The sequence below is a fragment of the Haloferax sp. Q22 genome (genome assembly GCF_001482285.1).
GTDB lineage: Archaea > Halobacteriota > Halobacteria > Halobacteriales > Haloferacaceae > Haloferax.
On the sequence record NZ_LOEP01000007.1, the window covers coordinates 105,914 to 117,838 of the forward strand.

The window sequence follows — 11,925 nt, forward strand, 5'->3', positions numbered from 1 at the left end:
ATCGCGAGTCTCACGAGCGCTCACATTAAGTGTATGTGGTTCCGTTGACCTTCACCGAAAGACGGCACATCGGCGGGGACTCGGTGATTCGAGCGACCGCTGGTGCAGTCAAAAAATCGGGTTCGCGTCGATGCCCCAACTCCCGACCGCCCACTCGGGGAGCGAGCGAGTCGAACGCGAGTTAGTGAGCCCGGAGACGCGCCGCACCGACGAGCGCGACCAGCGAGACGAGCGCCGGCAGCACGCCGAACCCGGGCGCTTGGCTCTCCGTCTCCGTCGGCGTCTCAGTCGTCACCGGGTCGGAAGTCGTCGTGGTCGGCTCGGCGACCGTCACCGTCGCCGATTCGCCGCCGACAGAGAGGTTGTACGTCCCCGCCTGCTGGAACGCCGGGAGGAACACGACCGTCGATTCGTTACCGGGTTCGAGGTCGGAGACGGTCTTCATCGTTCGAACGGACCCGTCGACCGTGAGATTGACCGTGGCGTTCGTCGTCACGTCGCCGTCGTTCAACACGGTCGCCGCGACTTCGACGTCCTCGCCGGTTTCGACGCTCGTCGTCGCGAGCGAGAGATTCGTGATCGTCGTGGACACCGTGTCGCCGCTCCCGCCGTCGCCGGAGCCACCGCCACTGTCGCTATCGTCCCCGCCGTCGCCGTCACCGCCGCCGCCCGACGACGAGGTCGTCACTTCAAGTCGTGCGGACCGTTCCTCACCGACCGTATAGTCGTTGCCGTCCTCGTCGCCGAGGGCGTTGACGTGGGGCGTGACCGTGGTTTCGGCCGTGCTCGTCGTGTTCCCCGCGACCGTGACGGTGGCGACGACGACCGAACCGGTCTGGTTCGTGTCGAGTCCGTAGCCAGTGAGCGTTGCGGAGCTGTTGTCACTCGCGTACGTCGTCGTGACCTCCGCCGCGTTGTGGCTGAACGTGACCTGCGTGATATCCGCGGTCTCGTTGGCGAGCGAGAACGTGATGTTGGCCGCGCCGACGCCGCCGGAGGCGTTCGTCACGACTACGTCAAACGTCGTCGTCTCCCCGTTCGCAACGGTCTGGTCAGTCGGGTCGAGTGCGACGTCCGTCGACCCGGCCGCGGCACCGATTCCCGGCGCGACCGCGAGCGCGAGGACCGAAAACACCACCAGACAGTGGCGCGCGTTTGGTGTCATTCGGCATCCCCCACGGGGTCGGACGCCATCCGGACGACTCGCGTTGAACTGGGCGTGTGCGAAGAACTCATAGTTGGTGTCGGTTTTGATTCGTCGACCCATCACGAGTCACGCACGGCGTTGGGTGAGCGAAACCGCATCACTAGTGGCGGTCGGCAGCAGCCCCTCACAGTTCGTACTGCCGCGAATCGCCGCACGAGCGCGTGATTACTACGACGTGTATGCTACGACAAGAAGCAGCAAGCATTCTAATTGTTACGGTCAGTCGGAGAGTTACCGCCGGCTCGCCGATTCGCACTCGTGGACGGCGAGACTCGCCGCGGCGATGAGTCAGACGTATGCGGCGAGGCCGGCACCGACTTTGTCGACAACGTCGAACAACGCCTCCGGAAGCGGTTCGTCGTCCGGGAGTCCGACGGTTTTCACGAGGTCCGAATCGACCGTCTCGAGCGCGGGCGAACGAGACGTTTCCCAGCCGGTGACGACGAGCGGTTGGCTATCGTCCACGTTCCGCGTGACGCGCGCGGCGACTCCTCCACGATAGGACGGCGGCGCGTGGAGGCAGACGACGACCGTCGGGTCCTTCGATGAGACGAGTCGGCGAAGGGGCGCGGTCTCGGTCACGTATCGGACTTCGACGTCGCCTTGCGGATGCCAGGCTCGCTCTGGGGGCGGTCCGTAGACGAGAACTCGCGGTAGCGACTCCATGGCCCTTGAGAACACACTTCGTTGGGCAGACACATAAGTGTTAGTTCCACTGACAATTCAGAGAGCGTGAACGGCCGAAACGAACCTCGGAGAGAGCGACGGCGCTCAGAGACGAGCCGGGGGTCAGCCCAGTTCGCTGTAGAACAGGCGCTGGATGTCGACGATGTTGAACTCCCCGTTGTCGTTGAAGTCGAACAACGCTGCCTGTTCGCGGACGCTGGCGTGGTCCCGGTTCGCGAAGAGCGCCTGCACGTCCGAGACCGTGACGTTCCCATCGCCGTTGACGTCTTCGTAGCGACCGTCGCCGTCCGGGTCTGTCGGTGGCTCCTCACTCGGACCGACCGCCGACAACGTCACAATGTGCAGCGTTCCGTTCTCCGTCGACCCAACGCGCAGTTCAGCTCCGTTCTTATCGGAGACGTTCGCGTTGGAGACCGTGACCGGAATCTGTTGTTCGGCCGCTCCGTCCGTCCCGTTCACGGTCACGGTGAGTTCGGCGAGGTCCGGCGAGGGCCCGTCTGCGGTCTCCATGCCCACGGCGCTCAAGCGGACCGTCGTGTTGTTCTCGCTGTACTCCGCGTCCGAGAAGGCGGGCGACCCGCCGATACTCGTCGACGTGAAGCGAACGCCCGAATCGGCGGGGACCGACATGGTCGCCTCGTACGCGCCGACGAAGGAGTCGACGTCGCCGGCGACGAGTTCGACAGTCGTAGTGTCGGTCGCACCGACGGCCTCGGTCGGCGTTTCGACGAAGAGCTGTATCGTCGAGTCGGGATCCGACTGGGTGCCGATGACGAACGTCTCCGTCTCAGTCGCCTCGTTACCGGCGGTGTCGGTCGCGGTCGCGGTGAACTCGTACTCGCCGTCGCCGGCCCCACTGTACACGGTCTCGTACACGTACGTCCCGTTCACGACCGATTCGTCGAACGCGCTCAGCGTGATCTGTTCGCGGTACACGCTGTCACTATCGGTGAGCACGCCCGTGAGCGACGCGAGCGACTCGTTCGAAGAGACGGTCACGGCGATATCATCGTCCTGCTGTGCGGCCACGCTATCGAGCGCCGGCGGAGCCGTGTCGGTCGTCCCGCTCCCCTCGGACGCGACGGTGACCGACCCGTTCGCGACGGGGAAGCCGACGTAATCCGCGCCGGTCGTGTAGACCGTCCGGTCGCTGACGTTCACCGAGGTCGTCGTCCCGCTGTCTCCGACGATGTCGAACGTCACGTTTACAACCGGGTCTGTGAGGTAGTCGGCGCTTTCGATGCCGAACTCGGCGATTCCGTTCTGGTTGTCGGCTTCCGACCAGACGAACGCGTCTTCGTCGTCCATCGTGACGTTCTCGACGTGCACGACAGACGGGTCGAAAGAGACGGTTCCGGCGTAGTAGACACCGCCGCGGACCGGCTCGGTCTCGACGGGAACCGTGACCGTCTCGTTGGGTTCTGCGGTCGCGGTGCCGACGGTCATCGAGAGGTCGTCGGTCGCTGCCACGGTGACCGGGTAGCTGAGCGACCGGGTCGTCTCACCGGCGGTCATCGTCGCCGAGACAGTCCGCTCGTCCGGGAGCGACGTTCCGGAAGCGTCTGCGCTCACGTCGAGCGTCAAGGACGCGGTCGCGCCCGCTTGCAGGGAGCCAATCTCCCACTCGTTGGTTTCGTTGTTCCAGGTGCCGGCGCTGGCGTCCGCCTCTCGGACGGTCACGCCCGTCAGGTCGTCGAAGGCGACGGTGGTCGAGACGGCGGTGTCACCGGTATTGGTGAGTTCCGTCCGAAGCGCCCCCGGTTCGTCCGGCGAGATCATCGTCGCCGACGTGGACACGTCGACACCATCGCCAGCCGAGGCGGTCGAGAGCGTCGTCAGCGCCGAATCGGTGTAGTACGGCGTGACCGAGAGATTCCCGGTCGCGGCGTCACCGGAGCCGTTTGCCACGCCCGACGGGCCGTCCGTCGCGCCCCACCAGTTCCGCTCGACAGCACCGCGCTCGGTCGCTCCGGACGCGTCGACACCGACTCCGTTATCGACCAGCCGGGACTCGTGAATCCGCCACGGCCCGGTCACTCCTTCGGCGTTGACGCCCGCGTCTCCGTTTGCCTCGATGTCCGACCCGATAATCGACCAGTTCGCGCCGGTCGTGGTCGCCGTCGCCGGGCCGCCGACGTTGACGCCGAACTGTCCGTTTCCGGCGACGGTGCTGTTCGTAATCCGCCACGAACCGGCCGTGTTCGTCGCTTCGATTCCGTCGCGGGAGTTGTTGACGACCGTCGTCTCGGTAATCGTCCAATCGCCGGTCGTCTCGAAGACGGCGATACCGGTCGTGTCGTCCCGCGTGTCGGAAACGGTCGCGTTCCGAATCGTCCAGTCCCGCGTCGATTCGTCGGCGCGGATACCGGTTCCGAACACGGTGTCGGTCACGGTGACGTTTTCGAGCAGCCACGAGCCGTCCGACTGCCGAGCGTTGACCCCGTTTCGGTAGCTGTCCCGAACGACCGCGTTCGAGACGACCCAGTCCCCGCTCGAACCTTCGGCGTTGACGCCGGTCCCCATGAAGCCGTCAGTCTCGGTGATTTCGAGGTCGGTCGCTTCCCACGCGCCGGTGGTGTCCTGTGCGTCGATGCCCGCGGTACCGTAGCGAGTGATGGTGAAGCCCGAAATCAGCGGTTCGGCGGCTCCGACGATTTCGATTGCGCTCGCCTCGGAGCCGAGCGTCGACCCGTTCAGCACCGCGCCGTCCGGGGCGGCCAGTGTGAGGTTCTTGTCGACCGTCACCGCCTCGCGGTACGTTCCCGGGCGCACTTCAACCGTGGAGCCGGCAGAGGCGTTATCCACCGCCGCTTGAATCCGCCGGTAGTCCGCCCCTCCGGAGTCGTCGACGGTTACCGTCGCGTTGCTCAGTTGTGCGGGGCTCGGTTCGATGTCTCCTACGGGCGTGCCCACGCTGACCGCCCCAACCGGTGCGATCACGAGTAACCCGCACACGAAGATGCTCAGAGCGACCCACCCAACAGAACGCGTTGTGTTCCGTGCCATAGTTAGACCTGTCCGTGCCCACAGAACGCGTGCTCGACAGCCCCTGCACTACTACCGTCGCTGTTCTGCCCCTCGCACAGCGCGTGGAATGCGGACGTGTCTGTCACACGACAGACATCGAGTAAAAAGCTTGTTCCGCTGGCCAGTCTCGCCAGCGGTCGCGCGAGACACGGCTCAGTCCTGTTTTTCCTTCCGCTCTCTCGTAATCATCGACTCGCGGATGTCCTGTAACCGCTCTGTGCCGCGGAGTTCGGACATGTTCACGCCGAGCGCGTCAGCGTCCTCGTCGGTGGCGACACCGCTCGTGAGGATGCTCCGGACGCCCTCCTCGACGGTCATGTCGATGTCGTACACGTCGTCGGCGGGAATGTAGGTGAGCAGGCCGCCGGTGACCGGGTTGGGCGCGAGCGGAAGGAACATCGAGACCATCTCCTTGTGGCCGGTCGACTGTTCGATAGTCGCGGGGGAACCACCCGTCTGGAAGCCCAGTACGTACACGTCGTCGTCGAAACACTGGACGAGTTTCACGTCCTGAAACTCGTCGGCCCCCTCGTCGAGGACCACGTCGCCCATGCGGCGGAAGCTCTTGTACACCGTGCCGACGCCGGGAATCGACGAGATGACGAGGTCGAACACGCCGATGATTTTCTCGCCGTACTGGTTGCGGCCGACGGTCCCCACGACCGCGACGATGGCGAAGAGGACGAGCAGGGCGACCAGTTCGGTGAAGAAGTCGACGACGAACGAGTAGATACCGAGGTCGATGAGGAGGCTGATGAATTCGACGCTCTCGAAGCGGCTGATGATTCCTGCCCAGCGCAGGAGTTCGATGAACGGTTCGAGGGCGTTTCTGACGAAGTCGATGCCGACGCGCAGGACGTACAGCGTGATGACGATGGGGATCATGATCGCCACGCCCGTCAGCAGGGTGTTGTACGCCCGTTCGTACAGCGATTGACCGGTCTCTTTGGCGCTCACGGCGAGCGTGCCCGGCGAGCGCGGAGGGTCTGCGGAGGACACGGCCGGTGATTCATGTGGGTCGTGAAAATAGTGTCGGCAGTCGAACCGTCTAGATTTTCGAGACGTACTGCGGCGGGGCCGCTTGCAGGCGTCCGGTGACGAACGAGTCAGTCGAGAGCGGAGAAAACGGGGACCGAAGCGGGCCGGATGGATTCGCGGGAGCCGTGAGCGACGACGGAAGCCGAGACGGTGGCCCGTGCCGTCCCGAAGGCGGGATCAGGAGACGACTTCGAACCGACCGACTGAGAGGTCGACCGCGAGTTGCTCGCGCGGGTAGACGAACTCCTCGTCGTCGTACATCGTCCGGACGGTCTCGTCTTCGATTTCCACCACCGTCTGTTCCGTACACAGCGTCGAATGCCGGATGGTCGAACCCTCCGTGATTACGTGCGGGGCGACCTCGAGTGTTTGCGCCATCGTTTCACTAACAGGCGGCATCGGGTATAATCCTTTCGCAATTCTCGACGATTGTCATCCAAATGTAGCTATATAGTGGTATTGTCGAGTAGATTGTACACTTTCTGTTGCGGTCGGCTTCGAACCGATAGGAGTCACTCTGATGGACCCGGACGTCGAGCAAAGACAGCAGTCGGAGGCATCGGACGCGCTCCACTCGGGAACGTCACCACTCACGGTCAGTACTCGCGCAATTCGATTCGATTCGATTCGATGCGATGCGGCCTGCGAGTCGGCGGTTCGCCTCGGCGCGTCAGTCGCGTTCGAACGGGTCGCGCTCGGGGAGTTCGTCGTCGAGGACGGCCGCCGCGGCGTCGACGAACGCGTCGTGCGCCGACAGCGCCTCGCGGAGCGCCTCGTAGTAGGCGACAGTGTCGCCCGCGAGGAAGTGCGAGTCGACGCGCCAGAGCGTCCGCCCGGTGCCGAACTCGCCGGCCGGGAAGTCGTCGTGTTCGTCGCGCACCTCGTCGAGTGCCGCGATGAGTCGCTCGCGAAGCGCCGCGTACGGCGAGTCGCCCGAGAAGTCGGCGTCGCCGTGGATACCGTCTTCGAGGTGGAGTTCGAGTCGGAACTGTCCGCGCTGGAGGGCGCGCGGCGTCGGGTAGTGTTCGAAGTGGAGGTCGTAGCCGCGGTCGCGGCCGCGCTCCCACGCCGTAGGGGTGACGCGGCCCCACGGCTTCCCCGAGTCGAGGGCGTGCCACGTGTGGGGACCCTCCGGGGGCGAGGCGCGGAGGTAGTCGGCCCACTCGTACTGGAGGACCTCCCGAGCGAGCTTCGCTACGGCGTCACGGGTCGCATCGACCTGTAGCTCGTAGTCCAAATAGAAGCTCGTTTCATCCGCGGTGTCCGGGCCGTTCATACCTCCTTGCTAGACGCCCACACGGATAAAGATTCGACACAGGCTCCGGAGGGCCCGTGTTCGCTCAGCCCTCGCGCCGCGCCCGGCGTCCGAACCCGAACAGGAGCGCCGCGATGGCGGTGACCGCGGGAGCGACGCCGAAGCCGGGGATGCCGGTCCCCGTGGTCCGGCGCTCGGTCGTCTCGGTCGCGGTCGCGGACTGCGTGTCTGTCGTGCTGGCGGTCGTCGAACCGCTATCGGCCGTCGTCGGACTCGCGGGCGACGCGGTTGACGTTGGGGACTCCGCCGCCGACTCGGTTGTCGCGGGCTGGTCGGTCGCATCGCCCGACTCGTCGTCCGCGTCGGAATCACCGTCCGACCCGGAGTCCGAACCGTCATCGGTGTCGTCGCCAGCGTCGTCCGAGTCACCGGTGTCGTCGTCGGTGTCCCCGTCACCGCCACCGCTGGAACCCCCGCCGCCGGCCGACTCCGAGACCGAGAGGTCGAGTCCCGACGTGTCAGTGACGGTGTAGGCGTTGCCGTCCTCGTCGCCGAGGGCGGTCACGGATACGTCGAGCGCGCCGTCACCGGTGGCGTCGGCGGTTTCGACGGTGACGGTCGCGATGGTCACCGAACCGGTGTCGTCGGTGTCGAGGCCGACGACGCGAACCGAGGCGACCGTGTGCTCGGTGTCGTACGACACGTCCCGTAGTCGCGGGTCGGTGCCGTCGGGCGTGGCGACCTCGGCGATGCGACCAACCGACGCGTCGTCGAGTTCGACCGTCAGGTTGTACGCGCCGACGCCGGCGTCGACGCTGTCGACGACGATGTCGAACGTCCGCGTCGAGTCGGGTTCGACGGTCGCCGCGTCGGTGTCGAAGCCGACGGTCGTGTCGGTCGCGGCGAGCGCGGGCGGCGCGACGGCACTCAGACAGACGAGCGCCGCGAACACCACGAGTGCGGCTCGGTCGGGCAGCTTCGTCTTACGCATCCGTGGAGGCGAACAGCCGCTGTACGTCGCCCACGTCGACGCGGCCGTCGTCGTTGAGGTCGAACGCGGGGGTGCTCGACTGGACGGCGTCCGCGTCGCGGTGGGCGAACAGCGCCTGCGCGTCTACGACGTCCACGCTGCCGTCGCCGTTCACGTCCTCGAAGGCGCCGTCGCCGTCGTGGTCGGCCATCGCGCGGCCGTTGCCGGTGATGTCACCGGGTTCGACGCCGACCGCGCGGTTGTCGATGCGCGACACCGCGTAGGCCGTGCCGTTGGAGTCGTAGGTCGCCGTGGGGGTCAGTTCGAGTGCGGTCGAACCGTCGAGCGCGACGCCTTCGACCGTCACGGTCGCGAGGACCTGCGAGTCGTTCGCGTCGCCGTCGGCGTCGATGCCGGCGGCCTCGATGCGGACCGCACTGCCGTCGTCGCTGATATTGATCGCCGAGAACCCGGGTTCGTCGTGGAACTGCACGTCCGTGATGCGGGCCACGCTCGAATCACCCACCGTGAGCGTCAGTTCGTACGCACCGACGCCGTCGGCGGCGTCACTCGCGGTGATATCGAACGTCCGGGTGTCGCCGAGGGGGACGGACTGGCCGTCCGAGCCGACCGCGAGCGCGACGCCGTCTGCCGGTTCAGGTGTCGGGTCGGGCGTCGTCGCCTCGCCGTCGAGGTCGGCGTTCAGCACCGCCGAATCGAAGTTCTCGTACTGACTCGAATACGCGCTGTCGGTGTAGTCGACGTAGAGGTCGACGCCCGAGTCCGCCGCAGTCACCGACGGCCCGAAGGCGTCGAGGTCGCTCGTCGACACCGTGACCGTGACGGTGCCGCTCGCGCCGTCGTAGGTGACGTTCGTCGTCTCGACGTAGCCGCCGTTGCGGTCGGCGAAGGCGGCGGTTCCGCTCACGCCGGCCACTCGCGAGGGCGCGTCGATGGTGACCGTCGTCTGGCCGTCGTCGCTCGTCACGTCGACCGCGTCGGCGTCAACTGCCGTGTCGACCCGGCGCATCCGGTCGTCGGACTCGGTGTCGACTTCGGCGGCCGCGATGGTCGAGCGGTTCTGCAGGTAGCCGATGACACCGTCGGCCATCGTCGTCTCGTTCAGGACCGCGACGCGTGGCTTGTCGCCGAGCGGGTAGCCGCTGCCGCCGTCGGCGATGTAGGAGTTGGTCGCCAGTGTGTACGTCGCCGAATCGTTGACGGGTTCGCCGTTCACCGTGAGGTCGCGAATCGTCGCGTCGCCCTCGCCGGGCGACGAGCTATCGCTGTGGGGTACCCACTCGAAGGTGACGCCGCTGACCTGCTGTTGGGTCTGGGTGCCGTACTGGTTGTCCATCTGCAGCGGTGTGATTTGGCTCTTGACGACCTCTCGGAGCTCCGCGCCGGTCACCTCGACCACGACGATGTGGTTGCCGAACGAGAGCGTCGAGGTGACCATCCCGCGGGTGATGTTGAACTCCTCGCCCGCGCCGTACTCGCTTGGGTAGAGCGTGTCGCGGATGCCGCCGGCGTTCGTCACGGCCACGTCGGCACCGGTGTAGCCGCGGACGCCGTCGGTGACGAGGTGACCTGTCGCGGAGTCGTCGGTGTAGCTGGAGCCGACGCCCGTGTGCTCGGGCATGACCGCCGTCGCGAGTTCCGTGTTGAGATAGTCCTCGCGGAGCGGGTTGATGTACGTCTGCCACGAGTCGTTTCGCGGGATGTCGGTCGTCACGTCGACGAGTTCGCCGGAGGCGTCGGTGACGCTCCCGTTATCGACGGTCAGTTCCATCCGCATGATGGCGTTGGCCTTCCCGGTGGTCTCGCCGATGAGGACACCGTTGGTGGTCTGCGGCGGGTAGCGCTGTTGGTCGTCGCCGGAGACGAGCGCGTCGATGCCGTCGACGTTCCGCGCGAGGTCCTTCGAGTCCGGAATGCCGACCGGGGCCAGCGCGACGACCACGTCCACGTCCTCCTCGTTTCGGAGCGTGTCGACGGTCCGCTGGGCGGCGGTCGTCGGGTCGACGACGGTGTAGCCGTTGCGCTCGATGACGCCGTCGGTCTTGGCGTTGATGGCCTCGTCGGTCAGGCCGAAGAAGCCGACTGTCACGCCGCCGCGCTCGACGACGGTGTAGTTCTGCGTCCCGGGGAGGTTCTCACCCGTCTCCTCGTCGACGACGTTGGCGAGGAGCCACGGGTAGGTCGACTCGTTGGCGATGGCCTCGAAGACGGCGAAGTCGTTCGTGCCCGCGTCCTCGTCGTAGTCGAGTTCGTGGTTCTGGACGACTTCGGCGTCGGGGTCGATGAGGTTCATGGCCGTCACCGGCGGCTCGTAGCCGTGTTCTAAGCCGTCGTAGTTGCGGAGGGCGTGCGGGCTGAGTTCGTCGCCACCGCCGGCCACGAAGACGGGGCCGGAGGCGTTCGCGCGCTCACGGTTGATGAGCGTAATCATCCGGCCGAGCTTGTCGTCGCCGGAGCCGGCGGCCGCCTTGCCGATGTCGTTGAAGCTGACGAGCGTGATGGTCGTCGCGTTCGCGCCGGCGGTGTCGTTGCCGGCGTCGCCGTCGTCACCGCCCGCGGGGGCGGTCAGGTTCGTCACCGATGTGGGCTGAATCTTGTACTCCTCGAAACTGTAGAACACCGGTCCCTCGATGGCGTCGGCGGTGCTGCCGACCTCCGAGGGCGTGGTGTCGTCGCCCGTCGTCACGTCGTCGATGGCGACCGGCCCGGAGCCGTCGGTGACGGCCCACTCGCCGTACTGGCCGGGCGTCGCCGTGACTTCCACGTCGCGCACGCTGACGAGCACGCTCTCGTAGGCCTCTTGGGAGACGTTTTCCGTCGCGAGGGCGGTCGCCTCGGGAACCGACCCGCTTCCGGTCGTCGACAACGAGGCGCTGTCGTTTGTCAGGTCGAGTTGGGTCAGCCCGTAGTACTCGGTGACGGGCGCATCGACGCGCACCTCGTCGCCAGGGTTCGCATCTGACGACCCGCCCGCGTAAACGTAGACCGCGCTGTGGCGTACGTCTGCCGCGGAGGCGTTCTGCAGGAAGAAGCCGTCGGCGTTCGTCGCGGTCACCGTCCCGGTGACGTTGACGAACTGCCCCGCGTAGGCCGAGGCGTCGCCGTCGGACGTGTTCGACTGGAGTTCGGTGATGGTCACGGCCGCCGGCGCGGACGCGTTCATCGCCGACTGGACGTTCGAATCGAGTGCGCTCGCGTCCTCCCCCGCCGCGACGCCCGCCGCACCGGCGGGGAACGTCGCGGTCGTGAGTACTAACACCAGTAGCACCGTTACAGTACGATTGAGAGTTGTCTGTGGTGGTGTGTGCGGAGGCACATCAGTCCGCACCGAGGCGGGTGTGATAACCGCTGGTAAGTGTGTTATATAGGTGACAGAACTGCGATAGAGAGGTTCGTATGCCGTGGTTCGGTTCGGCTCCGCCTCGGTGGACACAAGCCGACGTCATCGCGCGGCGACCCCAGTGCGAGTCGCTGGGCACTCACGGAGTGATGGTGGTACGTACTTCCGGTAGCTCCGATAGGTATATTTAAACCCACTGGCCGATTGCGTACCAGTTGAGAACGGTTTCCACCTTCTCGATTCGGTGGTCGTTCCATCGCAAAATCGTTCTCCATTCCCCTTCAGCAAGGATATACTATCAGTAGCTTCGAGTGGTACCTACTATCCAAATCTATATCACTCTCCACCGAAACAACGAGTACGAGGGCGAGAAAGTCACC

General features: G+C 65.9%; 8 protein-coding genes. All 8 read right to left on the reverse strand.

Features of this window, described 5'->3' with window-relative positions:
• Positions 1-181 precede the first annotated feature (181 nt).
• Positions 182-1,165: a CARDB domain-containing protein gene (locus tag AM590_RS02745; protein WP_058826108.1), complete on the reverse strand. Its 984-nt coding sequence runs from the start codon at positions 1,163-1,165 to the stop codon at positions 182-184.
• Positions 1,166-1,495: 330 nt separating this feature from the next.
• Complete coding sequence (locus AM590_RS02750) at positions 1,496-1,789, reverse strand: hypothetical protein (protein ID WP_058826125.1); 294 nt, start codon at positions 1,787-1,789, stop codon at positions 1,496-1,498.
• 207 nt (positions 1,790-1,996) lie between these two features.
• Positions 1,997-4,807, reverse strand: coding sequence for a right-handed parallel beta-helix repeat-containing protein (locus AM590_RS02755; RefSeq protein ID WP_172795743.1), 2,811 nt, complete (start codon positions 4,805-4,807; stop codon positions 1,997-1,999).
• 267 nt (positions 4,808-5,074) lie between these two features.
• Positions 5,075-5,878, reverse strand: a complete 804-nt coding sequence (locus tag AM590_RS02760; RefSeq protein ID WP_058826126.1) for a DUF502 domain-containing protein — start codon at positions 5,876-5,878, stop codon at positions 5,075-5,077.
• A gap of 258 nt (positions 5,879-6,136) precedes the next feature.
• Positions 6,137-6,337, reverse strand: a complete 201-nt coding sequence (locus AM590_RS02765; protein ID WP_004975735.1) for a hypothetical protein — start codon at positions 6,335-6,337, stop codon at positions 6,137-6,139.
• A gap of 292 nt (positions 6,338-6,629) precedes the next feature.
• Positions 6,630-7,235 carry a hypothetical protein gene (locus AM590_RS02770; protein WP_058826110.1) on the reverse strand — a complete coding sequence of 202 codons (606 nt, stop codon included), beginning with the start codon at positions 7,233-7,235 and terminating at the stop codon, positions 6,630-6,632.
• Between the two features lie 64 nt (positions 7,236-7,299).
• Positions 7,300-8,205, reverse strand: coding sequence for a hypothetical protein (locus AM590_RS02775; protein ID WP_058826111.1), 906 nt, complete (start codon positions 8,203-8,205; stop codon positions 7,300-7,302).
• Positions 8,198-11,464 (reverse strand): 5'-nucleotidase C-terminal domain-containing protein, encoded by a 3,267-nt coding sequence (locus AM590_RS02780; RefSeq protein ID WP_216635665.1) that lies wholly within the window; start codon positions 11,462-11,464, stop codon positions 8,198-8,200. The genes AM590_RS02775 and AM590_RS02780 overlap by 8 nt, the downstream gene beginning before the upstream one ends.
• Positions 11,465-11,925: the final 461 nt, after the last annotated feature.

Bases quoted from the DNA above. Each gene is read 5' to 3' on its own strand.
- AM590_RS02745 (WP_058826108.1), bottom strand. From the start codon at position 1,165: ATGACACCAAACGCGCGCCACTGTCTGGTGGTGTTTTCGGTCCTCGCG.
- AM590_RS02765 (WP_004975735.1), bottom strand. From the start codon at position 6,337: ATGGCGCAAACACTCGAGGTCGCCCCGCACGTAATCACGGAGGGTTCG.
- AM590_RS02775 (WP_058826111.1), bottom strand. From the start codon at position 8,205: ATGCGTAAGACGAAGCTGCCCGACCGAGCCGCACTCGTGGTGTTCGCG.
- AM590_RS02770 (WP_058826110.1), bottom strand. From the start codon at position 7,235: ATGAACGGCCCGGACACCGCGGATGAAACGAGCTTCTATTTGGACTAC.